The sequence below is a fragment of the Empedobacter sp. UBA3475 genome (assembly GCF_002378465.1).
In the GTDB taxonomy this organism is placed as follows: Bacteria; Bacteroidota; Bacteroidia; order Flavobacteriales; family Weeksellaceae; genus Empedobacter; species Empedobacter falsenii_B.
The window spans coordinates 19,951-45,373 of record NZ_DFRA01000002.1 but is presented as its reverse complement, the minus strand read 5'-3'; the positions used below and the strand labels follow the sequence as shown (position 1 = coordinate 45,373).

The following is a 25,423-nucleotide window of genomic DNA, read 5'->3' as shown; positions in this document are numbered from 1 at the left end:
TTATGACAATTAACTTTCAAGCAGTAAACTTCAATACTAAACCAGGTTTAGAGGAGTATTTAGAGAAAAAATTAGAAAAATTAGAAACTTTGTCAGACAAAATCATTGCAGCGAATGTTTCTTTTAAATTAGAGAATACTGCAGAAAAAAATAACAAGACAGTTGATATTAAGTTAGAAGTACCAGGAGATGATATTGTTGTAAGTAAAACAGGACAATCTTTTGAAGAATGTATTGATTTAGCGGTAGATACATTAAAAAAATTAATTATCAGAAAAAAAGAAAAAATTAGCGAAAGATAAAAAATAGGGAATTGACTAAAAAAAGAACCTAAAAATTTGGTTAATTCAAAAAACAACGTAAATTTGCAGTCCGTTAAACAAACATATTTAACGGACTGTTCTTTTAAATAACGCTTTTAAAAACAAAAATGCCGATGTAGCTCAGCTGGCTAGAGCAGCTGATTTGTAATCAGCAGGTCGTGGGTTCGAGTCCCTCTATCGGCTCAAGGTTTTTAGAAGAACAAAAAAATAAGGCGGGGAGATACTCAAGCGGCCAACGAGGACGGACTGTAAATCCGTTGGGTAACCTTCGCAGGTTCGAATCCTGCTCTCCCCACAAACTTAATTTTTAAAATTTTTTGTGGTTTAGGATTTAATCTTTAAATTTGCAAAGCTTTTTAGAAGTGAATGCGGGAATAGCTCAATTGGTAGAGCGTCAGCCTTCCAAGCTGAATGTTGCGGGTTCGAGTCCCGTTTCCCGCTCAAATTCTGGTTCGTCCAGTATAGTTAATCTTTTAAGTAGTTGTTGAAACTCATTTAAACCAAGGTTAACGCGAGTCAAAAATTAATATCTTTATATAAATCAAAAAGTGTACTTTTACACTTGAAAATAATTTAAAGTTATTTTTTTAATTTAAGTATAACAATAGAAATTAATAAAAAGTAAAATGGCAAAGGAAACTTTCAACCGTAATAAGCCGCACTTAAATATTGGTACTATTGGTCACGTTGACCACGGTAAAACAACTTTGACTGCAGCGATTACTAAAGTATTAGCTGATGCTGGTTATTCAGAAGCAAAAGCTTTCGATCAAATCGATAATGCTCCAGAAGAAAAAGAGCGTGGTATTACAATTAATACATCTCACGTAGAGTATGAAACTGCTAACCGTCACTACGCACACGTTGACTGTCCAGGTCACGCGGATTACGTAAAAAACATGGTTACAGGAGCTGCTCAAATGGATGGTGGTATCTTAGTAGTAGCTGCTACTGATGGTCCAATGCCTCAAACTCGTGAGCACATCTTATTATGTCGCCAAGTAAACGTTCCTCGTATCGTTGTTTTCTTAAACAAAGTTGATATGGTTGACGATGCTGAGTTATTAGAGTTAGTAGAAATGGAAGTAAGAGATTTATTATCTTCTTACGAATATGACGGAGATAACACTCCAGTTATCCAAGGATCTGCTTTAGGTGCATTAAACGGTGAGCCTCAATGGGTTGAAACTGTATTAAACTTAATGAACAATGTTGATGAGTGGATTGAGCAACCAGTTCGTGATCAAGATAAACCATTCTTAATGCCAGTAGAGGATGTATTCTCTATTACAGGTCGTGGTACTGTTGCTACAGGACGTATCGAGGCTGGTGTAATTAACTCTGGGGATCCAGTTGACATCGTTGGTATGGGAGAAGAAAAATTAACTTCTACTGTAACAGGTGTTGAAATGTTCCGTAAAATCTTAGATAGAGGTGAAGCTGGTGATAACGTAGGTTTATTATTACGTGGTGTTGATAAAACTGACATCCGTCGTGGTATGGTTATCGCAAAACAAGGATCTGTTAAACCACACAAAAAATTCAAAGCTGAGGTTTATATCTTAACTAAAGAAGAAGGTGGTCGTCACACTCCATTCCATAACCGTTACCGTCCACAGTTCTACGTACGTACAACTGACGTAACAGGGGAAATCAACTTACCAGAAGGAGTTGAGATGGTTTTACCAGGAGATAACTTAACTATTACAGTTGAATTATTACAACCAATCGCATTAAACGAAGGTTTACGTTTCGCAATCCGTGAAGGTGGACGTACAGTTGGTGCTGGTCAGGTAACTGAAATTTTAGACTAATTAGTCAAAATATAATATAGAAGATGTGGTAATCTTCAATGATTACCACTCTTTTTATCTACGGGCATAGTTCAATGGTAGAATAGCGGTCTCCAAAACCGTTGATCAGGGTTCGAATCCTTGTGCCCGTGCTAAATGAAAACGATATGAAAGTCGTACAATATTTTAAAGATTCCTTTGTAGAATTTAAAGATCATGTTACATGGCCATCATTCTCAGATCTACAAAGAGACACAATTATTGTTGCAATAGCTACAGTTTTGTTAGCTATATTTTTATATGCGGTAGATACATTATTCACACAAGTGCTTAACTTTATCTACGGCGCTTTTTAGTTTGTAAAATATCCCGTTTAGTAATTAGAATCATGAGTGAAAAGAAATGGTATGTAATCAAGACTGTAGCTGGACAAGAGCTGAAAGTTAAGGATTATATTGAAAGAGAAATTCAGTACCAAAATTTGAATGATTATGTAGGACAAATTGTTGTTCCTATGGAAAAAGTGATTCAAATCCGTAACGGTAAAAAATATCAAAAGGAAAAAGTACACTTTCCTGGTTACATCATGATAGAAGCCGAACTTGTAGGGGAAATTCCTCACATGGTAAAGAATACATCAGGTGTAATTAGCTTTTTGAGTGCAACGAAAGGAGGTGATCCTGTACCAATGAGACAATCGGAAGTTAACCGAATGTTAGGTAAAGTTGACGAATTAGCAGAAAACGTTGATACAAACTTAGGAATATCTTACATCGTAGGAGAAACTGTAAAAGTAATCGACGGACCATTCAATGGCTTCAACGGAACAGTTGAAAAAATCATTGAAGATAAACGTAAACTTGAAGTGATGGTTTTAATCTTCGGACGTAAAACACCACTAGAGTTAAGTTTTAACCAAGTTGAAAAGATTGCATAATCAATCTATCAACAAATTAAAAGTAGAAATTTAGGCTGCTTCCACATAACGCTTAATTTTAAGAATTAAAAAAATGGCAAAAAAAATTGAAAAAGTTGTAAAACTTCAAGTTAAAGGAGGACAAGCAAATCCTTCGCCACCAGTAGGGCCAGCTTTAGGTGCTGCAGGTGTTAACATCATGGAGTTTTGTAAACAATTTAATGGACGTACACAAGAAAAACAAGGTGCAGTGTTACCAGTTGTTATTACTGTGTATCAAGACAAATCATTCGATTTCGTAATTAAAACTCCACCAGCTGCTATTCAGTTAATGGAAGCTGCGAAATTGAAAAAAGCATCAGGTGTACCAAACCGTCAAAAAGTTGGTACTGTTACTTGGGATCAAGTTAGAGCTATTGCTGAAGACAAATTAGCGGACATGAACTGTTTTACTGTTGAATCTGCTATGAAAATGGTTGCTGGAACTGCACGTTCTATGGGTATAACTGTAAAAGGTGGGCAAGCTCCAGAATAATTAAAACATTTTAGGAAATGGCAAAGTTAACAAAAAGACAAAAAGAAGTATTAGCTAAAGTAGAAAAAAACAAACTTTACTCTATTGATGAAGCATCATCATTAGTAAAGGAAGTTAACTACGCTAAGTTTGATGCTTCTGTAGATATAGCAGTTCGTTTAGGTGTAGATCCTAAGAAAGCTAACCAAATGGTTCGTGGTGTAGTTTCATTACCACACGGAACAGGTAAAGATGTAAAAGTATTAGCATTAGTTACTCCAGACAAAGAAGCAGAAGCTAAAGCAGCAGGTGCAGACTATGTAGGATTAGACGAATACTTACAAAAAATTAAAGAAGGTTGGACAGATGTTGACGTTATCGTTACTATGCCAGCTGTTATGGGTAAATTAGGACCATTAGGACGTGTTTTAGGACCTCGTGGATTAATGCCTAACCCAAAATCAGGTACTGTAACTTTAGAAGTAGGTAAAGCCGTTTCTGAAGTAAAAGCAGGTAAAATCGACTTCAAAGTAGATCGTTACGGAATCATCCACGCTGCAGTTGGTAAAGTATCTTTCGATGCTGATAAAATTAAAGAAAATGCGAATGAGTTAATTCAAACTTTAATTAAATTAAAACCAACAGCTGCTAAAGGAACATATGTAAAAAGCATCACGCTTTCTACAACTCAATCTGTAGGTGTATCAGTAGATCCAAAAAGTGTAAACGCTTAAAATTAGTAGATTATGGCAATGACAAAACAAGATAAAGCAAATATGATAGATGAATTGCAAGCTGTATTAGCAGAAGCAAAAATCATCTACTTAGCAGATATCGACGGATTAAACGCTGTTAATACTACTGAATTAAGAAGAGCTTGCTTCAAAAGCAATGTATCTTTACGCGTAGTAAAAAACACTTTATTAAAGAAAGCTATGGAGCAAATCGAAGACAAAAACTTCGAAGAGCTTTACGGATCTTTAAAAGGAAATACAGCATTAATGACTGCTGAAGTTGGTAATGCACCAGCTAAAGTAATCGATACTTTCAGAAAAAAATCTGAAAAACCTATTTTAAAAGGAGCTTGGATTGAAGATAATACATTCGTAGGTGATGACAAATTACCACAATTAGTAGCATTGAAATCTCGCGAAGAATTAATCGCAGACATCATCATGTTACTTCAATCTCCAATCAAAACTGTTGTTTCTCAATTAGAGAACAAAGACGCTGCAAAAGCAGAAGAAGGAGCTTCAGAAGAATAAGACACACTCATATCAAATAAAAGTTTAAAAAACAAAAAGCATTAAAATGGCAGATTTAAAAAAATTAGCTGAAGAGTTAGTAAACTTAACAGTTTTAGAAGTTAATGAATTATCTACAATCTTAAAAGATGAGTACGGAATCGAACCAGCTGCTGCTGCTGTAGTTGTTGCTGCAGGTGGAGCAGGTGAAGCTGCTGAAGAGCAATCAGAATTCGACGTAATCTTAAAAGAAGCAGGTGCATCTAAATTAGCAGTTGTTAAATTAGTTAAAGAATTAACTGGTAAAGGATTAAAAGAAGCTAAAGATTTAGTAGATTCAACTCCAGCAACAGTTAAAGAAGCAGTTTCTAAAGACGAAGCTGAAGCTTTAAAGAAACAGCTAGAAGAAGCTGGTGCAGTAGTAGAATTGAAGTAATTTTTATTACTCAAAAATATAGGTTTGGACCTAACACAGGACGTGTTAGGTCTAAACCTTTTTACGCATAAAGTCATTATATAAACCAAAATTCATTCGAAATTGGCCACTAAAGCAACATTAAGCAACTCGACTGAGAAAAAAGAAAGATTGAACTTCTCTTCTGCAAAAGCAGTCGCTCAGTTCCCAGATTTCCTTGACATTCAGATCAAATCGTTTGAAGATTTTTTCCAGTTGGAAACAAGACCTGACCAACGAAAAAATGAAGGTCTTTACCGAACATTTGCTGAGAATTTTCCAATTACGGATACTCGCAATCAGTTTGTTTTAGAATTCTTAGATTATTTCGTAGATCCACCACGTTACACAATTGATGAGTGTATCGAAAGAGGATTAACGTACAGCGTACCATTGAAAGCTCGTCTTAAATTGTACTGTACGGACGAAGAACACGAAGATTTCGAAACTGTAGTGCAAGACGTATACTTAGGAACAATTCCTTATATGTCTCCTTCAGGATCATTCATTATTAATGGTGCAGAGCGTGTTATTGTATCTCAATTACACCGTTCTCCTGGGGTATTCTTCGGACAATCTTTCCACGCGAATGGTACAAAATTGTACTCATCTCGTATCATTCCTTTCAAAGGATCTTGGATTGAGTTCGCAACAGACATCAACAGCGTAATGTACGCTTACATCGATCGTAAGAAAAAGTTACCATTAACTACCTTATTACGTGCTATCGGATACGAAAGAGATAAAGATATCTTAGAAATTTTCGACTTAGCAGAAGAAGTAAAAGTTAATAAAGCTAATTTAAAGAAAGTTGTAGGTCGTAAACTTGCTGCACGTGTATTAAATACATGGCACGAGGATTTCGTAGATGAAGATACAGGAGAAGTTGTATCTATCGAGCGTAATGAAATTATCTTAGACCGTGAAACAATCTTAGAGAAAGATCACATCGATCAAATCGTAGATTCTGGTGTTAAGACGATCTTATTACACAAAGAAGACATCAATTCTGCTGATTATGGAATTATCCATAATACTTTACAAAAAGACCCTACTAATACTGAAAAAGAGGCAGTAGAGTATATCTATAGACAATTACGTAACGCTGAGCCACCAGATGAGGAAACAGCAAGAGGAATTATTGACAAATTATTCTTCTCTGATCAACGTTATTCATTAGGTGAAGTAGGTCGTTACAGATTAAATAAAAAATTAGGCTTAAGCATTAGCGAGGACGTACAAGTATTGACTCGTGAAGATATCATTTCGATTATTAAATACTTAATCGAATTAATCAACTCTAAAGCAGAGGTGGATGATATCGACCACTTATCTAACCGTCGTGTAAGAACGGTAGGTGAGCAAATGGCTAGCCAATTCGGAGTAGGTTTAGCTCGTATGGCTAGAACTATCCGCGAAAGAATGAATGTTCGTGACAACGAGGTGTTTACACCAATCGATTTGATTAATGCTAAAACATTATCATCTGTTATCAACTCATTCTTCGGAACGAACCAGTTATCTCAGTTCATGGACCAAACAAATCCATTATCAGAGATTACACACAAACGTCGTTTATCAGCATTAGGACCTGGAGGTTTATCAAGAGAAAGAGCGGGATTCGAGGTACGTGACGTACACCACACTCATTACGGACGTTTATGTCCAATTGAAACTCCTGAGGGACCAAACATTGGTTTGATTTCGTCATTATGTGTATTCGCTAAAGTTAATAACTTAGGGTTCATCGAAACACCGTACAGAAAAGTAGAAGATGGAAAAGTGGACGTCGAATCAGCACCAATCTATTTAACTGCGGAAGAGGAGGAATCAAAAGTAATTGCTCAAGCCAATATCGACATGACAGACGATGGTACTATTGCTACTGAACGTGTAACTGCTCGTGAAGATGGGGATTTCCCTGTTGTAACGCCAGCAGAAGTTGATTTAATTGACGTTGCACCTAACCAGATTGCTTCTATCTCAGCATCATTAATTCCTTTCTTGGAGCATGATGACGCCAACCGTGCGTTAATGGGATCGAACATGATGCGTCAGGCAGTTCCATTATTAAAACCTCAAGCACCAATTGTAGGTACTGGATTAGAAAAACAAGTTGCAAAAGATTCAAGAATCTTAGTAAATGCAGAACGTGAAGGTACAGTAACTTATGTTGATGCTGACATTATAACAATTAAATATGATCGTTCAGAAGACGAAGAATTAGTAAGCTTCGATACTGCTGAGAAAACATATAATTTAACAAAATTCAGAAAGACGAATCAAGGAACTACAATTACGTTGAAACCAATTGTAAAAGTTGGTGATCGTGTAGAGAAAGGACAAGTTTTATCTGAAGGTTATGCAACAGAAGGAGGAGAATTAGCAATTGGTCGTAACATGGTTGTTGCCTTTATGCCTTGGCAGGGGTACAACTTCGAGGATGCTATTGTAATCTCTGAAAAAGCTGTTCGCGAAGACTGGTTTACATCTATCCACATCGATGAGTATTCATTAGATGTACGTGATACAAAATTAGGTATGGAAGAATTAACTTCAGACATTCCTAACGTTTCGGAAGAGGCTACAAAAGACTTAGACGAAAACGGTATGATCCGTATTGGAGCAGAAGTAAAACCTGGTGATATCTTGATTGGTAAGATTACTCCAAAAGGAGAATCTGATCCAACTCCAGAAGAAAAATTATTACGTGCAATCTTTGGTGACAAAGCAGGTGATGTAAAAGATGCTTCTCTTAAAGCTTCTCCATCATTACGTGGTGTTGTTATTGACAAAAAATTATTCTCACGTAGTATTAAGGATAAACGTAAACGTTCTCAAGACAAAGCTATCATTGATAGTGTAGAAGCTGAGTACGACGTTAAATTCAACGAATTAAGAGAGATTTTATTAGAGAAATTATACGTTTTATTAAACGGAAAAACTTCTCAAGGTATTTACAACGACTTGAACGAAGAAGTAATCAAGAAAGGTGTAAAATACACACAAAAAATCTTATCTAATGTTGAAGATTTCTTAAACTTAACTGGGGCAGAATCTCTTTGGACAACAGACGAGGATAAGAACGAATTAGTAAAAGAATTGTTACATAATTACAAAATTAAGTACAACGATTTACAAGGAGCACTTAACCGCGAAAGATTTACAATCTCTGTTGGAGACGAGTTACCTGCAGGTATCGTTAAATTAGCGAAAATCTACATTGCGAAAAAACGTAAACTAAGAGTAGGGGATAAAATGGCAGGACGTCACGGTAACAAAGGTATTGTTGCACGTATCGTTCGCGACGAAGATATGCCTTTCTTAGAAGACGGAACGCCAGTAAATATCGTGCTTAACCCACTTGGGGTACCATCTCGTATGAATATCGGTCAGATTTATGAAACGGTATTAGGATGGGCTGGACTTAAAATGGGTCAAAAATTTGCTACACCTATCTTCGATGGTGCTGAAATTGCTGATATCGATCGCATCACAGAAGAAGCAGGTATTCCAAAACACGGTACAACATATTTATATGATGGTAACACTGGAGAACGTTTTGATCAAAAAGCTACTGTAGGTGTGATTTACATGTTGAAATTAGGACACATGGTTGATGATAAAATGCACGCGCGTTCTATCGGACCATACTCATTAATTACTCAACAACCATTAGGAGGTAAAGCACAATTCGGTGGACAACGTTTCGGAGAGATGGAGGTTTGGGCATTAGAAGCATTCGGTGCATCTAATATCTTACGCGAAATCTTAACAGTTAAGTCGGATGACGTAATTGGACGTGCGAAAACTTACGAAGCAATCGTAAAAGGAGAGCCAATGCCAGAACCTGGTATTCCAGAATCATTTAACGTATTGTTACATGAATTACAAGGTCTTGGATTAGACATAAACTTGGAAGAATAATAGGGCAACCTATTATTCTACCTTTTTCGTTATAATAATATAATTGTTAGATACATTTCTATATGTCAACAAAAAATAAAACAAGTCAATTCTCAAAAATCCGTATCGGGTTAGCTTCTCCAGAATCGATTCTTCAAGAATCTAAAGGTGAAGTTTTAAAACCTGAAACGATTAACTATAGAACGCACAAACCAGAGCGTGACGGGTTATTCTGTGAGCGTATCTTTGGACCTGTAAAAGATTACGAATGTGCCTGCGGAAAATATAAAAGAATCCGTTATAAAGGTATCGTTTGTGACCGTTGTGGGGTTGAAGTTACTGAAAAGAAAGTTCGTCGTGAGCGTATTGGACACATCAATCTTGTTGTGCCAATTGCACATATTTGGTACTTTCGTTCATTACCAAACAAAATTGGTTACATCTTAGGATTACCATCTAAGAAATTAGACATGGTAATTTACTACGAAAGATATGTAGTGATTCAACCAGGTATCGCAAAAGGACCAGAAGGTGAAGAATTAAATAGATTAGATTTCTTATCAGAAGAAGAGTATTTAGATATTTTAGAAACTCTTCCAATCGAGAATCAATATCTTGAAGATACAGATCCTAATAAATTTGTTGCGAAAATGGGTGCTGAAGCATTAGAAGACCTATTATCTCGTATCAATTTAGATGAGTTATCTTACGAATTAAGACATAAAGCACATAACGAAACTTCTAAACAACGTCGTACAGAAGCGTTAAAACGTTTACAAGTTGTTGAGTCGTTACGTGAGTCAAATATGCACCACGTAAACCGTCCAGAATGGATGGTAATGCGCGTTATTCCGGTTATTCCACCAGAATTACGTCCATTAGTTCCATTAGATGGTGGTCGTTTTGCAACATCAGATTTAAATGATTTATATCGTCGTGTAATTATCCGTAATAATCGTTTGAAACGATTAATGGAAATCAAAGCGCCAGAAGTAATCTTACGTAATGAAAAACGTATGTTACAAGAAGCGGTTGATTCATTATTCGATAACACGCGTAAAGCATCTGCTGTAAAAGCTGATGGTAACCGTCCGTTAAAATCATTATCTGATTCATTAAAAGGTAAACAAGGTCGTTTCCGTCAAAACTTATTAGGTAAACGTGTGGATTATTCTGCTCGTTCTGTAATTGTTGTTGGACCAACACTTAAATTACACGAATGTGGTTTACCAAAAGATATGGCAGCTGAATTATACAAACCATTCGTAGTTCGTAAATTAATCGAGCGTGGAATTGTAAAAACAGTTAAATCGGCTAAGAAAATTATTGATAGAAAAGAGCCAGTTGTTTGGGATATTTTAGAAAATGTAATCAAAGGTCACCCAGTTTTATTAAACCGTGCCCCTACGTTACACCGTTTAGGTATCCAAGCATTCCAACCGAAATTAATCGAAGGTAAAGCAATTCGTTTACACCCATTAGTGTGTACTGCCTTCAATGCCGATTTCGATGGTGACCAGATGGCTGTTCACTTACCATTAGGACCAGAAGCTGTTTTAGAAGCACAATTATTAATGTTGGCTTCTCAAAATATTTTGAATCCTGCTAATGGTTCTCCAATTACTGTACCTTCTCAGGATATGGTTTTAGGTCTTTACTATATGACGAAAATTCGTCGTACTGACCACCAATTTACAGTAAAAGGTGAAGGATTAACTTTCTATTCAGACGAAGAAGTTCAAATTGCATACAACGAAGGAGCCGTTGACTTAAACGCGCCAATTCGTGTAAAAGGAACTATTCGTGTAGGAGAGGAGTTAGTAGAAAATCAATTAATAGAAACTTCAGTAGGACGTGTGTTATTCAACCAAATCGTTCCGAAACAAGTAGGTTATATTAATGAAGTATTAACGAAAAAATCGTTACGTACAATTATTAATAAAATTATCAAGATTACAGATTTCCCTACAACGGCTGCTTTCTTAGATGATATGAAACAATTAGGATACCGTAATGCCTTCGAGGGTGGTTTATCATTCTCATTAGGAGATATCTTAATCCCAGAACAAAAGAAAGACCTTATCTCAGGTGCGATCAACCAAGTTGAGAACATTAAGATGAACTATAACATGGGTCTTATTACAAATAACGAACGTTACAACCAAGTTATTGATGTTTGGACAACAACAAACGCAACATTAACAGAAATTGTAATGAAACGTATGACAGAAGATCAACAAGGATTTAACTCTGTATTCATGATGCTTGATTCTGGAGCGCGTGGATCTAAAGAGCAAATTCGTCAGTTATCAGGTATGCGTGGATTGATGGCTAAACCTCAAAAAGCTGGTTCTACTGGTGGGGATATCATCGAAAACCCAATTATCTCTAACTTCCGTGAAGGTCTGTCTATCTTAGAGTACTTTATTTCTTCGCACGGTGCGCGTAAAGGTCTTGCCGATACTGCCTTAAAAACTGCCGATGCTGGATACTTGACTCGTCGTTTAGTTGACGTTGCACAAGACGTTATAGTAATGCACGAAGATTGTGGTACATTAAGAGGTTTAGAAGTATCTGCTCTTAAGAAAAAAGAAGAAATTATCGAAAGTTTATCTTCTCGTGTATTAGGTCGTACTTCATTAAATGATATTTACAATCCAGATAATGGTGAGTTAATCATTGCTGCTGGTAACATTATCACAGAAGATATTGGTGAAGCTTTAGAAGCTGCAGGTATCGAAAATGTAGAAGTTCGTTCTCCATTAACTTGTGAAGCGAAAACTGGAATTTGTGCTAAATGTTACGGACGTAACTTAGCTACAGGTAAAGGTGTTCAGAAAGGTGAATCAGTTGGTGTAGTTGCTGCACAATCTATTGGTGAGCCTGGTACACAGTTAACATTACGTACTTTCCACGTTGGGGGTACTGCAGGTAACGTTTCTGAGCAAAATACAGTTAATGCTAAAGTTGACGGTACAGTTGAGTTTGATGACTTACGTACTGTTGAATCGACAGATGATGCAGGTAACAAAGTAGATACAGTTGTTTCTCGTTCTACAGAGATGAAAGTGATTGACGATTTAGGAAACGTTCGTCAACAAACTAACATCGCTTATGGTACTATCTTATCTGTTAAAAACGGAGCTAAAGTTCAAAAAGGTCAAGAGATTGCAAGTTGGGACCCTTATAACGGGGTTATCATTGCGGAATCTACTGGTAAAATCGAGTACGAACAATTAGAGCAAGGAGTAACTTTCCAAATTGAAATCGATGAGCAAACAGGATTCCAAGAAAAAGTTATTTCTGAATCACGTAATAAAAAATTAGTTCCAGCGTTAAGAGTTATCACAATTGATGGTGAAGAAAAAACATACAACTTACCAGTAGGTGCACACTTAATGGTAAATGATGGTGAAAAAATTAATGCAGGTAAAATCTTAGTTAAGATTCCTCGTAAGTCAGCTAAATCTGGCGATATTACAGGAGGTTTACCTCGTATTACAGAGTTGTTAGAGGCTCGTAATCCATCTAATCCAGCAGTTGTTTGTGAAATGGATGGAGTTGTTTCTTTTGGTAAAATAAAACGTGGTAACCGTGAAATCATCGTTGAATCTAAAAATGGTGAAATCCGTCGTTACTTAGTTAAATTATCAGCACAGATCTTAGTTCAAGAAAATGACTTCGTACGTGCAGGTGAGCCTTTATCAGATGGAGCAATTACACCAGAAGATATTTTAAGAATCTTAGGGCCAACAGCGGTTCAAGAATACTTAGTAAACGAGATTCAAGATGTATACCGTTTACAAGGGGTAAAAATTGATGACAAACACTTCGAAATTATCGTACGTCAAATGTTACGTAAAGTTCGTATTGTAGACTCAGGAGATTCAAGATTCTTAGAAGATAGTTTAGAGCACAAAGACGATTTCATGCAAGAAAACGATCGTTTATTTGGAATGAAAGTCGTAGAAGATGCTGGTGATTCTGACACATTAAGTCCAGGACAAATCATCACAGTTCGCGAATTACGTGACGAAAACTCTAAATTAAAACGTGAAGACAAAAACTTAGTGACAGCTCGTGAGGCTTTACCTGCAACAGCAGAAGCCGTTTTACAAGGTATTACAAGAGCATCTTTACAAACTAAATCTTTCATGTCTGCGGCATCGTTCCAGGAAACTACAAAAGTTCTTAACGAAGCAGCTGTAGCTGGTAAAGTAGACGGTTTAGTAGGATTAAAAGAAAACGTTATTGTTGGACACTTAATTCCTGCCGGAACTGGATTAAAAGAGTATCAAAACATCATCGTAGGATCTAACCGTGAATACGAGGAATTAATAAACGCAAAACAAGAATTATAATGTCAGAAAATCAACAAAACGAAGGATTAAACATTGAGTTAAACGAATTAGTAGCTCAAGGTGTTTATGCTACAGGAGCAATCATCAACCACTCACCATCTGAGTTCGTTGTAGATTTCGTTCAATTTTTACCAGGTGCTAGACCATCAGTAAAATCAAGAATTATTTTGTCTCCATTACAAGCAAAACAATTATCTCAATCGTTAGCAGAAAACGTAACTAACTTTGAGAAAAGCTTTGGTGAAATCAAAGAACCTCAAGTAAACAACGGTACTGCAACTTACGAAGCTTAAGAATCATTCTTAATATTTCAAAAAGTCCCTCAATCTTAGATTGGGGGATTTTTTTATGTAATCAAAACTATCAAATCATTAAAAATAATCTTATAAAAGTTAGATCAATTATTAAATTGATAATTATTTATGATATTAATGCGAATAATTTAAAAATAAAAAGCATTAATCTTTTTAACAGTATTTTTTTGAATCGAAAAAATGTTTAGATTTGTATTTAGCAAATAACACAAGAATGTCTGACTATAAATTAATTCTACCTTCTATGGGAGAAGGTGTAATGGAAGCTACTGTAACAAATTGGATCAAAAATATTGGCGATTCGATTAGTGAAGATGAATCGGTTGTAGAAATCGCAACAGATAAAGTAGATTCTGATGTTCCTTCGCCAGTTGCAGGAGTTTTAAAAGAAATCTTAGTTCCAGTAGACAAAATTGCAAAAGTAGGTGAGCCTATCGCAATTTTGTCTGTTGATAGAGTTGTAGAACAAGCTGATTCGGTAGAAGAAGTAGATACAAATAGCGATCAGGAAATTGCTGATGCAGCAAAATCTATCGAAGCTGAAGTTGCAACAATCAAAACTGAAACGCTTATTACTTCGTCAGATGATAAATTTTATTCTCCTTTAGTAAAATCTATTGCGAAAGAAGAAGGTGTTTCTCAGGCTGAGTTAGATCAAATTTTAGGTTCAGGAAAAGACGGACGTGTAACGAAAGATGATATTTTGGATTTCGTTAAAAATAGAGGAAATCAACCAGCGAAAACAGTTGTTACGACTTCTGTTGCTGCACCAGTTGCTCAACCTCAAGCACCGCAAGTGCAATCTGCGCCAATTTCTGTTGGTGAAGGAGACGAAATTATCGAAATGGATAGAATGCGTAAAATTATTGCGCAAAATATGCTACAAGCAAAACAAATTGCTCCTCACGTAACGTCTTTCGTAGAAGTTGATATGACGAATATTGTGTTGTGGAGAGATAAAAATAAAAATGAATTTCAGAAAAAACATGGTGAGAAAATTACCTTCATGCCAATTTTTATCGAAGCTGTAGCAAAAGCAATTCAAGATTTCCCAATGATTAATGCTTCGGTTGATGGAGATAAAATTATTAAGAAGAAAAATATCAATATTGGAATGGCGGCTGCTTTACCAAGTGGAAATTTAATTGTTCCTGTTATCAAAAATGCAGATCAATTTAATTTAGCGGGGTTAGCTTCTCAGGTTAATGATTTAGCAAATCGTGCGCGTAATAATAAATTGAAACCAGCAGAAATACAGGGAGGAACGTATACAATTACAAATATTGGTTCTTTCGGAAATACATTAGGAACGCCAATTATTCCTCAACCTCAAGTAGCTATTTTGGCTGTTGGTGCAATTGTGAAAAAACCTGCTGTTATCGAAACTCCGCAAGGAGATATGATTGCAATTCGTCATAAAATGTACTTATCTCATGCTTACGATCACCGTGTTGTGGATGGAGCTTTAGGAGGTATGTTTGTAAAACGTGTTGCCGAATATCTAGAGGCTTTCGATATGAATACGCCTGTGTAAGAGTAAAATAATACTAGATATAAAAAATCCAACTAATTTTAGTTGGATTTTTTTCGTTTAAATTTATAAGTAAGCATTACACCGCCTTTGTAAAGCAGCCACTCCCCACTTTTATTAAATGATTGCGCAGAATCATATCGTCCCAAATTAGGAGAATCTTCTTTATAATATCCTTTGTAATTTCCTTGAGAGTGTCCTCCACCAACAAAAACATCTAATCCCCAATGTTCGTTAATTTTTACTTGATAACCTATTGTAGCTCCTGTTAAGATTGCTACTCCACGTTGATATTTATCAGTGTTCCAATAATTCCATTTTTGAATATCAAAGAAACCAACTCCAATGTTTGGACCTATATAAAATTTACTAAAAGATTTATCAAAGTAATATCTACCTTCACCAAAAGCCATATACATTTGTAAATGATTACCTGCAAATGATTTCCAAGGAGAGATAAAACCGTCAGCTTGTAAAGTTATTCTATCTGTGATTGCATGTTCAACACCAAGATTTACCATTGCAAGTGGCATTGTTAACGCATTAACTTTTATTTGTGTTTCTCCTTTTTGAGCAAAGATTGTGGCGGGAAATAACAACCAAATTAATTTATTCATTCGTAATTTTTATCAGTTTGCGAAGCTAAGGTAAAAAAAAAGGTTTATTTAGATATTAATTCAAGCTTTTTTATAACTTTACTTAACATTTAATATATTATGGCACCAATCATATCAATCCTAATAATATTTTTGATTTTCGGAATTTTTGTTTCGATATTCTTTGTTATTGCCGTATCTGATGCGAAAGTCAGAGAGAAAAATGAACAACATACGCTGAAAAGTTTACCAGATCAGGTAGATCTAAAGGCTGTTGTACGTTATAATATTGGGCGTCCGCAAGGTAGATTTCTTAAAATGAAATCTTTTCAAGGAAGTGGTGTGTTGTATGCGCAAGGAGAACAATTAATCTTCAAAGATATTTTGGGTAATGAAGATCATATTTTTGATTTGAAAACATGCAAATTATCTTGGGTTGAGAACAAAATAAATGGGATTACAAATGCTTTTAAAGTAGCAGATCACGAAGTTATCATCTTCTTTTATATTGATAAAGGTGTCTTTATTTTTAATGCAATTGAAGAAAATGCGTCGACTTCAGATTTATATATTCGTTTGAAAGAATTGCGTAAAAGTATTAGAAATGCTAAAAAAGCTGAGTCGGCAAGTGAATAGTTAATCCAGCTCGGAAACCGCTCATATCTTTAAAATCCTTATTTTCTCTAAACTCGAAAGAATAGCCAGCATTTAACTCTACAATGCTCAAAACTGCGATACCAGCTTTTGGAGTAATTGTCCACGGAGAAACTTCAGTACGGATAACATAAAAAGCAGAGTTAAAGTTAGAGCTATATGGATCACCAGTATTGTTGCGAAAATTGAACATATATCCAGCTCCAACTTCTGGAATTACACGAAATTTGTCTTTCATATAACCCAAATTAGCATTGGCGCTAAACGTCAAAATATTGTTATTATCTTGTACTAAGAACAAATCTGTTCCAACTTTTCCGTAATTTCCGTTCCAATATTCATAACCAAGATTAATTGTAAAATAATCGGATAAATTTTGTTGTGCTTTCGCTTGAAAACTAATGATAAAAACAAAGATTGCGATGAACTTTTTCATGTGATAAAATTAATGAATTATTTAGCTTTCTCCCAAAAAATAAATTTTCATCATCATTAATGATTTTTTATTTCAAATTGAAAGGTATATTTACTCCAATTGAAAATTGAAAACCTTTGATAGGTTTAAAACTATCTTTTTCATTAATCTTAAAACCATATCCAAAACCAAAATCTACAAAAGAAGCTAATGAAATACCAGCTTTTGGAGTAATTGTATAAGGTGTAAATTCACTTTCTACAAATGGAAAAATATACATCAACTGGCTCGCGGCAACATATCCTGTAATGCCAACTTCAGGAATTACGTGAAAATTATCTCGCATATATCCCATATTAGCATTTGCGTATAATTTAAAATCAACCATATTATCACCTAAGCCGAAAAGAAAAAATAAACCTGCTTTACCAAAGTTTCCAGATTGATTAGAGTTGCTTAAGGTTGGTCCCCATAGAACTTCTTTTGGATAAGAAAAAGAACTAAACAAAAGAAAGAGTGAAAGAATAATTATTTTTAATAAACATGGGATAGTTTTTCGTTAAACAATTTTAATGTAAAGATAAATAGCTACAACTTATCTTGTTGTAGCTATTTATAATGATTTATTAAAATTTAAAATCGACTCAAAATTTTAATCCATCGTGAATCCTTTTGTATAGATTCGTCCGTAATAATCTGCAAATTTAATTGACACGCGACCTTTATAATTTTTTAAGATTTTTTCGATATCGTCTTGTGAACTTACATTTTTATCATTGATTGATAAGATGATAAATTCTTCTTGAACACCTGCTGCCGCTAATTTTCCTGCATTATCTAGATGTTTTACCATCACACCATAATTAATTCCGAAACTATCTTTTTGACGTTCTGTTAATGGCTCAAATTCTGCTCCAAGAACTTCAGTTGGCGTTAAGTCAGATTTGCTTCTCACTTTAGTGCTTCCTTTAGCATCTTTCAATGTAATGTTGTATGTTTTCTCAGAGTTTCCACGTCTTACAGTAAGCGCAACATTGTCACCAGGACGTTTGCTTCCTACGATGAACGATAACGAAGAGAAAGATGTAATTGGTTTTCCATCTACAGCTGTAATAATATCGCCTTCTTCGATTCCAGAATCAATTGCAGACCCTTTCGCTACCAATTCAGTTACCATTACTCCATTATCGGTTTTAATATTTTTCTTGAATTGCTTGTTGTATTGTTTTACAGCATCTTCATTCGATAAATCAAAACCTTTGATACCTAAATATCCACGTTGTACAATTCCGTACGATTTGATATCCTCCACAACTTTTTTCACCAAGTTTGCAGGGACAGCAAATCCGTAACCAGAATAAGCTCCTGTTGGTGAAGAAATAGCTGTATTAATACCAATTAAATCTCCGTTTGCATTTACCAAAGCACCACCAGAGTTTCCTGGATTAATCGCTGCATCGGTTTGAATAAACGATTCGATTGGTGATTCAGAATTTTTACCTAAAATATTAATGCTACGACCTTTTGCCGAAACAATACCTGCTGTAACAGTAGAAGTCAAACCAAATGGATTCCCAACTGCTAACACCCAATCTCCAACATTAATCGCATCAGAATCGACAAATTTTGTGAATGGTAAACCTTTTTCACTAATTTTCAATAAGGCAATATCTGTACTTGGATCAGTTCCAACTAATTCAGCAATATAACTTTTTTGATTATTCAAAGTCACTTCAATTTTAGAAGCACCTTGTATCACGTGATTATTTGTCACAATGTAACCATCTTGTGAAATAATTACACCAGAACCCATTCCTGATGGTTGATCTTGATCAGGCTGTTGTTGTCGACGTTGCTGTTGTTCTGGTTGCCCGAAAAAGAAATCAAAAGGATCAAAGAATTGCTGTTGTTGTTGTTGCTGTCTTTGGTTTGAATAATTTTTAATACTTACAACGGTGTGTACAGCTTTATTCGAAGCTTGAACAAAATTAGGCGCATCATAACCATAATTTCCTTTGTAGTCGACAAACTCAAAGTCACCATTCTTTTGATTACTTGCATTCGTAATAAATGGGTTATTTCCATTATCATTCATCAAATAAAAACCTCCCATAGTTGTCATAGAGCTCACTAATCCAACTAATAAGTATCCTGTATATTTTTTCATCTTTTATTATATAAGTTTTTAATGTTTTTAGATTAAATCAAATTTAAGACCAAAATTTTAACATTTCAAACCGTTTAACGCATGTTAACACTATATTATAAATCTTTTATAACATTAGTTAAGAGTGACAAAAATGTATTTACTTTGTTTAAAATTTAGGAAGTTGAAATTAAAATTTTATAAATATCAAGGAGCTGGGAATGACTTTGTCATGATTGATGATCGAGAAAAAACGTTTCCAATCTCTATAGAATTGATTAATAGGCTATGTGATCGTAATTTTGGGATAGGAGCTGATGGTTTGATTTTGTTACAAAATGATGAAAATTCAGACTTCAGAATGGTGTATTTCAATTCGGATGGAAAGGAAAGTACAATGTGCGGAAACGGAGGACGTTGTATTATTCGATTTGCAAATGATTTGGATGTAGCTAATGACAAAATGACATTTAATGCGATTGATGGTTTGCATCATGGTGTCGTAGATCAAGAAGTTATTCGTTTACAGATGATTGATGTAAATGAAGTAGAAGATCACGACAAATATTTATTTATGAACACAGGTTCGCCGCATCACGTAGAATTTGTGGAGAATGTAAAAGATGTTAATGTTTATAAAAAAGGAAAAGCGATTCGTAATGGAGCGCCCTATTTTGAGAAAGGGTCTAACGTAAATTTTGTTGAAGTTATGCCAGATAATAGTCTTACGATACGTACATATGAACGTGGAGTAGAGGACGAAACCTTGGCTTGCGGAACAGGAATTACAGCTGCTGCGATTTCTGCTTATGTCAAAAATTTGGTAGACAAAAAAGATATCAAAGTAAAAGCAATGGGAGGAGATTTATCTGTAAATTTTGAAGAAAATAATCATAACTTTGTCAATGTTTGGTTAAATGGACCAGCAGTAAAAGTTTTTGAAGGTGAAATTGAAATTTAATTCAATCCAATGAAAAAATTAAATTTAGTATTAATATTAATCTGTTCATTCGTATTTGTAGGATGTACATTTATAGACGGTTTCAAAGGAAATGCAACCAAAGATGGTTATATCTATATTTCTCGTGGAGCTAAATTTGAGCAAGTTTTAGATTCTTTAAAACCATTTTTGAAGGATGAAAAATTGTTCAAACAATATGCAGAAGATGCAGATTATCCAGCAACGATAAAATCTGGAAAATATAAAATCTCAAGCTCAGATTCTAACCGCGATATTATTGATCGTTTGCAAGGAGGAGAGCAAGAAGAAGTGAAGCTTCGTATCAAAAATGAACCAACAATTTACCATTTGGCGGGATCAGTTTCCAAACAAATTGATATGGATTCTATCGAAGTTTTGACAGCTATTCGCGATTTTGTGAAAGAAAAAAACGATACAACGTTAAACGACGAAACGGTAAAGCAATATTTCATTCCAGAAACGTATTTCGTGTATTGGGGATTAACACCAGAAAAATTTGTTGACAAAATGGTGGCGCAGCACGACAAAGTGTGGAATGCAGATCGTTTGGCAAAAGCAAAAGCGCTCAACATGACACCTTTGCAAGTGACAACTTTGGCGTCTATTGTACAGTTGGAATCATCTGATAATATGGATGAACAACAAAAAGTTGCACGTGCATATATGAATCGTTTGGCGAAAGATATGCGTTTAGAAGCCGATCCAACATCTATTTATGCGTACAAAATGGAAAATGGTTGGGATCAAAAAGTACAACGTGTGTACAAAAAATGGACGTGGTCTTCGAATGCGTACAACACATATCGTAACAAAGGTTTGCCACCAGCACCAATTTGTTTACCAAATTTAGGAGCAATTGATGCGGTTTTATCACCAGCAAATCACGATTTTATTTTCTTTGTTGCAGATCCTAAAAAACCAGGTTACCACATTTATACCAATGATTATCAGGAACATTTGAAAAATGCTGAGAATTATAGAAATTGGTTAAAAGAGAATAATATCAAATAGTTGTATCTTTAGCTAAACCAATTTTAGCTATGTTACAACCAAATTATACAAAAAGAGAATTCCTAAAACTGCTTGGTACAGGTAGTTTAGGAATTTTTTTTATGTCTTTTTATTCGTTTGATGATTTTTTGGATGATGATTTAATAATCTTGACAAAAGATGATGCAAAATATGATCAATACCGAAAATCATTCAACAAAAGAATTGAGAAGTTTCCGAAAATTATAGCAGTTTGTAAATCTGAAACTGGAATAAAAAAAGCAATTGCATTAGCAAACGAAAAGAAACTAAAAATTGCCATTCGAAGTGGAGGACATAGTTTTGAAGGTTTTTCGAATGTTGATAACGGATTGTTGATTCATCTTGGATTGATGAACAAAATTACGTGGTTGCAAGAAAATAAAGTGAAATTACAACCAGCTTGTTTGTTGCAGGAAATTTATGCGAATTTTTTACCTAAGAAAAGAATTATTCCAGCTGGTTCGTGTGGAACTGTCGCTATTGGAGGTTTGACTTTGGGCGGTGGTTATGGTTTTTTTAGTCGAAAATATGGTTTGACCTGTGATAATCTGCTTCGTGTAAAAATGATCGATTACAAAGGAAATACAATAGACTCTGATAAAGATCCAGATTTACTTTGGGCGTGTAAAGGAGGCGGAAATGGAAATTTTGGAGTTGTGACGGAATTACATTTCAAAACTTATCCAGCACCACAATCTTTCAGTGGATATCGCATGAAGTTTAATAATTTAACTTCTGATAAATTTGTCAAATTAATTCGGCTTTGGTTTCAAACAACGGAAAAGTTACCGAACGAAGCTTTTTCTGCTTTTGTGTTGAATGGAAAATTTTTAACGATTTTATTTACCAATTTTGCAACAAATCAAACTGATTTTGAGAAAACATTTTCGAGTTTAATTCCACTAGCGAATGATTACAAACCGATGAAAAATAGAAATCTGGCCACTGCGCTCAAAAATTATTATGGTGTAACAGAACCAATTTATTTCAAAAATTCTTCAGCTGGTTTGTACACAGGAATTGAAGATATAGAAAAAGGTTTGGAAGATATTTTTGCAAAAGTTGTTGCTTCTAAAGGAATGATTTATCAGATCAATACTTTGGGAGGAAAAATAAATGAAGTCAAAGTTTCAGATTCTGCTTATCCGCATCGTGATATTAATTATTTAAGCGAATTACAAGCATATTGGGATTTACCTTCGCAAGAAAAAAAGTTGACAAAATCATTTGAAGAAGTGCAACAATTGTTAAGAAATCTTGGAAATGTAAAACAATACCGAAATTATCCAGATATCAATTTTCCTGATGCAAATAATGCTTATTTCGGAAATAATTTACTTCGTTTGCAAAAGTTGAAAAAGAAATATGATCCGAATAATTTGTTTGATTATCCACAAGTGATTAAATAGTAAAAGCCCTTCAATTGAAGGGCTTTTACTATTTAATTCATTTATTTTAGAACTTATATCGTAAACTCACGATAAAATACCTTCCCAAAACATTTTTAGTTGTAGTCGATATGTAGTTATCATTAAATCCATTCGAAACAATTACGTTGTTTCCTAATAAATTTCCACCTGTAAGAGTCAAATAAGTTTTCTTCGCAATATTGTATCGTGCAGAAGCATTCCACTCTTTTGCTGTGTTTATTTCTACTCCATCACGGTATTGTAAGCGATAAGAGAAATCGGTCTGAACTAATAATTTACTTGTAGCGGACCAAGCAGCTTCCCCATATGGACGCCAGTTCGTAAATTTCTGTTCAGATAATGATTGATATTTACTTAGGTTTAAATTAACCCCAGCCTTTAATTCAAATTTCTTTTTGAATGTAAATGAGTTCTCTAAATTATATGTTTGATTAAAACTTTTATTGTTAACATCCTTCAAATCATCATTTTTAACAACTCCATTTTCATATTCAATATTTCGTGTAATGGTATAATAATTAGAAGTAGAAATATTACCTGTTAATCGTGCATTGTACCATTTAGCAAAACGCTTCCCAATCATGAAATATCCTGAATAAGTTTCTTGGTTATTACCAGAATTAATTAAGGTATTGAATTGATAGTTATTTACAATTGTATCGTTTCCAGAGATGATAAAATCACGGTTTAAAACAGATTGCGTTTGTATACTTTTTTCTTGTAATGTATAACTCAAATTCGCAAAAATATTAAAGAATGTGAATGAGTTAAAATGACTAAAATTAAGACTTGCTGTATGTGTCAAAGCTTGTCTTAAATTTCTATTTCCGTAGAAAATAGATTGGTAACTTTGAATGGTGTACGAATCATTAAAATCTTTTGTGTACGGATAGCTATAGCTTTGTGAATAACTTGCGCGAACACTTGTTGCATTGTTGAACTTGTATTGCAAATTCAGGTGAGGTAAAAATTTCGTTTCCGAACGATTTAATTTTTCACCATCTTGGTATTTCGATTTCTCATTAAAGAACGAAACTCCAGCTCCCGCATCTACTTGAAAGTTTCCTAGTTTCTTTGTCAAAGTTACATCAGCAAAGGTCTCGTTGTAATCTAAATCTGTATTAGTGATTAATGAATTATCATTCATTAATTTCTGAAAATCATAGATTTTATTTTCAAAATCTTGCGTACTAAAATTTGTTCCAACCTTAATTTTAAGGTTAGATGTATTTGTCAACAAGTGATTGTAGATTCCGTATAATTGAACAGTGTTCAAAACAAAATTTTGATCTTGATTGATATTATATTGATTATTTACTTGAGATAAATTCTTGAACAAATTAAAAGACGAGAACGGATTTGCTGTTGATAAAACATTGTAATCTGGCGTATCTTTTTGATATTGATGACGGAAATATAAACCAACATTATCATCGCGTCCAACTTTACGGATGTAAGATAAAGTTTGTGATAAAGAGTAATTCTTTTGTTCAGAATTTACATTTCTAAAGCTATTTTTTTGATCGTTATAATAGCTATCAACCAATTGTTCGTTTTCGCTATCTAAATAATTAAAGTTTAAGCGATATTTAATTTGTCCTTTATCATTCGGATTATAATCTAAACGCAAACGCGACATTCCCATCAAAATATTGCTCTTATTTTGTTCCTGATCGACGGTTGTATAAGGTGTTTCGATGTTGTTGTAATAACGTTCTGATTTAGAATTGTAACGAATGTTATTTGTATTAAGTAAACCAAACCCAGAGATTTTTAGTTTCTTATTTGGTTCAACACCAAAATGCACAGCACCATTATAGGTATTCATACTCGGCGCATCATTTTTTGTCATTAAGTTTAGATTGTTCGAATTTCCTCTTAATGAATAGATACTTCCTTCAGAATTAAATTCAGAGTACCCACCAAAGAAGCTCATATAATCATCTTGATCAAAAACTTGTTTCCCGAATGTATTAAAATCATTGATTAATGTCCCGTCTGTTTTTTCTGAGAAATAGAAAATCTTTGCTTGTGCATCTGTATGTTTGTCCGCATCTCCACCTAGTGTTACATTACCAAATGCAAGACGTTTCATATCATCTTTTAGTTCGATGTTTAACGAGAATTGTTCGTCATCTTCTTGTAAGGAAGAAGCAAAAGGATTTGATTTGAACTTAGTGTTTAATTGAATTTTAGAAACCGCATCCGAAGGTAAATTTTTGTTCAATAATTTTTCGTTACCACCCAAAACTTCACGTCCACCAACTGTTACTTGCGACATAGGTTTACCTTTGTACATTACCTTTCCATTTTGAACTTCAATTCCAGGTAATTTTTTAAGGATATCTTCTAATGTTTCCTCATTTCCAACTTTGAAAGAATCTGCATCAAACTCAATTGTATCACCTTTTACTTTGATTGCTTGTTGAGCTTTTACAATTGTTTCTTTTAAGGAAATTTCTTTTCCTTGTTTAAGCTTTATTTTTTTGTTGACATTTTCAGTCAAATCAACATTCTCAACATATGTTTCGTAACCAGCTTGCTCAATTTCGATGTCATATTTTTGTCCACAAGGCAATTTGAATTCAAATTCACCCATATTGCTTGTAAAAACAAAACCTTTGCCTTCGTTTTTACTATCAAAAATAGAGACAGAAGCGTCTGTAACAGGAATTCCAGCATCATTTGCAACAGATCCTTTTAATTTACATTCTTGCGCAAACGAGATTTGAGCTGCAGAAGTAAATAAAATTAGATAGAGTAATTTCTTCATATGTATTTTTTAGTTGATGACTTAAATAGAGTTTTTTGT

At 34.4% G+C, this 25,423-nt stretch carries 21 protein-coding genes and 4 tRNA genes; 20 read left to right on the top strand and 5 right to left on the bottom strand.

Annotation, left to right across the window (positions count from 1 at the left end; translation table 11 throughout):
* Positions 1-2: 2 nt before the first annotated feature.
* From hpf to B3I31_RS00520, 16 genes are all read left to right on the top strand, one after another.
* A complete protein-coding gene (gene hpf / locus B3I31_RS00595) occupies positions 3-302 on the top strand; it encodes a ribosome hibernation-promoting factor, HPF/YfiA family (RefSeq protein WP_038331066.1) in 300 nt (99 codons plus the stop codon).
* A gap of 130 nt (positions 303-432) precedes the next feature.
* A tRNA-Thr gene (locus B3I31_RS00590) sits at positions 433-506 on the top strand.
* Positions 507-537: 31 nt separating this feature from the next.
* Positions 538-618, top strand: a tRNA-Tyr gene (locus tag B3I31_RS00585).
* Positions 619-691: 73 nt separating this feature from the next.
* A tRNA-Gly gene (locus tag B3I31_RS00580) sits at positions 692-764 on the top strand.
* A gap of 185 nt (positions 765-949) precedes the next feature.
* Positions 950-2,137, top strand: coding sequence for an elongation factor Tu (tuf, locus tag B3I31_RS00575; RefSeq protein WP_038331067.1), 1,188 nt, complete (start codon positions 950-952; stop codon positions 2,135-2,137).
* Between the two features lie 60 nt (positions 2,138-2,197).
* Positions 2,198-2,268 (top strand) — tRNA-Trp (locus B3I31_RS00570).
* A gap of 15 nt (positions 2,269-2,283) precedes the next feature.
* Positions 2,284-2,472 carry a preprotein translocase subunit SecE gene (gene secE / locus B3I31_RS00565; RefSeq protein WP_038331172.1) on the top strand — a complete coding sequence of 63 codons (189 nt, stop codon included), beginning with the start codon at positions 2,284-2,286 and terminating at the stop codon, positions 2,470-2,472.
* A gap of 32 nt (positions 2,473-2,504) precedes the next feature.
* Positions 2,505-3,053, top strand: coding sequence for a transcription termination/antitermination protein NusG (gene nusG / locus B3I31_RS00560; protein WP_219033762.1), 549 nt, complete (start codon positions 2,505-2,507; stop codon positions 3,051-3,053).
* A 73-nt stretch (positions 3,054-3,126) separates the two neighbouring features.
* On the top strand, positions 3,127-3,567 hold the full coding sequence (gene rplK, locus B3I31_RS00555; protein WP_038331069.1) for a 50S ribosomal protein L11: 441 nt from the start codon (positions 3,127-3,129) through the stop codon (positions 3,565-3,567).
* 17 nt (positions 3,568-3,584) lie between these two features.
* Entirely contained in the window at positions 3,585-4,280 is a 696-nt protein-coding gene (gene rplA / locus B3I31_RS00550; RefSeq protein WP_038331070.1) for a 50S ribosomal protein L1, read from the top strand.
* A gap of 18 nt (positions 4,281-4,298) precedes the next feature.
* The gene (gene rplJ, locus B3I31_RS00545) at positions 4,299-4,811 is read left to right on the top strand and encodes a 50S ribosomal protein L10 (RefSeq protein ID WP_291059290.1); all 513 of its coding nucleotides are present in this window, start codon (positions 4,299-4,301) and stop codon (positions 4,809-4,811) included.
* A gap of 46 nt (positions 4,812-4,857) precedes the next feature.
* The gene (rplL, locus tag B3I31_RS00540) at positions 4,858-5,226 is read left to right on the top strand and encodes a 50S ribosomal protein L7/L12 (protein ID WP_019974307.1); all 369 of its coding nucleotides are present in this window, start codon (positions 4,858-4,860) and stop codon (positions 5,224-5,226) included.
* A gap of 102 nt (positions 5,227-5,328) precedes the next feature.
* Complete coding sequence (gene rpoB, locus B3I31_RS00535; RefSeq protein WP_125349434.1) at positions 5,329-9,171, top strand: DNA-directed RNA polymerase subunit beta; 3,843 nt, start codon at positions 5,329-5,331, stop codon at positions 9,169-9,171.
* A gap of 62 nt (positions 9,172-9,233) precedes the next feature.
* A complete protein-coding gene (gene rpoC, locus B3I31_RS00530; RefSeq protein ID WP_291075993.1) occupies positions 9,234-13,511 on the top strand; it encodes a DNA-directed RNA polymerase subunit beta' in 4,278 nt (1,425 codons plus the stop codon).
* Positions 13,511-13,804 (top strand): DUF3467 domain-containing protein, encoded by a 294-nt coding sequence (locus tag B3I31_RS00525; protein ID WP_038331074.1) that lies wholly within the window; start codon positions 13,511-13,513, stop codon positions 13,802-13,804. The genes rpoC and B3I31_RS00525 overlap by 1 nt, the downstream gene beginning before the upstream one ends.
* A gap of 235 nt (positions 13,805-14,039) precedes the next feature.
* A complete protein-coding gene (locus B3I31_RS00520) occupies positions 14,040-15,359 on the top strand; it encodes a dihydrolipoamide acetyltransferase family protein (protein ID WP_291059149.1) in 1,320 nt (439 codons plus the stop codon).
* Positions 15,360-15,397: 38 nt separating this feature from the next.
* On the opposite strand, the gene B3I31_RS00515 is transcribed toward B3I31_RS00520, so the two are convergent.
* The gene (locus tag B3I31_RS00515) at positions 15,398-15,973 is read right to left on the bottom strand and encodes a DUF3575 domain-containing protein (RefSeq protein ID WP_291047747.1); all 576 of its coding nucleotides are present in this window, start codon (positions 15,971-15,973) and stop codon (positions 15,398-15,400) included.
* Positions 15,974-16,072: 99 nt separating this feature from the next.
* On the opposite strand from B3I31_RS00515, the gene B3I31_RS00510 reads away from it, so the two are divergent.
* The gene (locus B3I31_RS00510; RefSeq protein ID WP_291087361.1) at positions 16,073-16,588 is read left to right on the top strand and encodes a hypothetical protein; all 516 of its coding nucleotides are present in this window, start codon (positions 16,073-16,075) and stop codon (positions 16,586-16,588) included.
* On the opposite strand, the gene B3I31_RS00505 is transcribed toward B3I31_RS00510, so the two are convergent.
* From B3I31_RS00505 to B3I31_RS00495, 3 genes are all read right to left on the bottom strand, one after another.
* Entirely contained in the window at positions 16,560-17,042 is a 483-nt protein-coding gene (locus B3I31_RS00505; RefSeq protein ID WP_286495068.1) for a hypothetical protein, read from the bottom strand. The two genes, B3I31_RS00510 and B3I31_RS00505, sit on opposite strands and share 29 nt — an antisense overlap.
* Before the next feature lie 67 nt (positions 17,043-17,109).
* The gene (locus B3I31_RS00500) at positions 17,110-17,529 is read right to left on the bottom strand and encodes a hypothetical protein (RefSeq protein WP_219033756.1); all 420 of its coding nucleotides are present in this window, start codon (positions 17,527-17,529) and stop codon (positions 17,110-17,112) included.
* A 144-nt stretch (positions 17,530-17,673) separates the two neighbouring features.
* Complete coding sequence (locus tag B3I31_RS00495) at positions 17,674-19,188, bottom strand: Do family serine endopeptidase (protein WP_291059152.1); 1,515 nt, start codon at positions 19,186-19,188, stop codon at positions 17,674-17,676.
* Positions 19,189-19,351: 163 nt separating this feature from the next.
* Between B3I31_RS00495 and dapF the strand changes: the two genes are divergently transcribed.
* From dapF to B3I31_RS00480, 3 genes are read left to right on the top strand one after another with little or no spacing between them, the layout of a single operon-like run.
* On the top strand, positions 19,352-20,128 hold the full coding sequence (dapF, locus tag B3I31_RS00490) for a diaminopimelate epimerase (RefSeq protein WP_291059154.1): 777 nt from the start codon (positions 19,352-19,354) through the stop codon (positions 20,126-20,128).
* Between the two features lie 9 nt (positions 20,129-20,137).
* Positions 20,138-21,160 carry an endolytic transglycosylase MltG gene (gene mltG / locus B3I31_RS00485; RefSeq protein ID WP_291059156.1) on the top strand — a complete coding sequence of 341 codons (1,023 nt, stop codon included), beginning with the start codon at positions 20,138-20,140 and terminating at the stop codon, positions 21,158-21,160.
* Between the two features lie 29 nt (positions 21,161-21,189).
* The gene (locus B3I31_RS00480; protein ID WP_038331084.1) at positions 21,190-22,590 is read left to right on the top strand and encodes an FAD-dependent oxidoreductase; all 1,401 of its coding nucleotides are present in this window, start codon (positions 21,190-21,192) and stop codon (positions 22,588-22,590) included.
* A 46-nt stretch (positions 22,591-22,636) separates the two neighbouring features.
* Here the strand turns inward: B3I31_RS00480 and B3I31_RS00475 are convergent, their stop codons facing one another.
* On the bottom strand, positions 22,637-25,384 hold the full coding sequence (locus B3I31_RS00475; protein ID WP_114998873.1) for a TonB-dependent receptor: 2,748 nt from the start codon (positions 25,382-25,384) through the stop codon (positions 22,637-22,639).
* Positions 25,385-25,423: the final 39 nt, after the last annotated feature.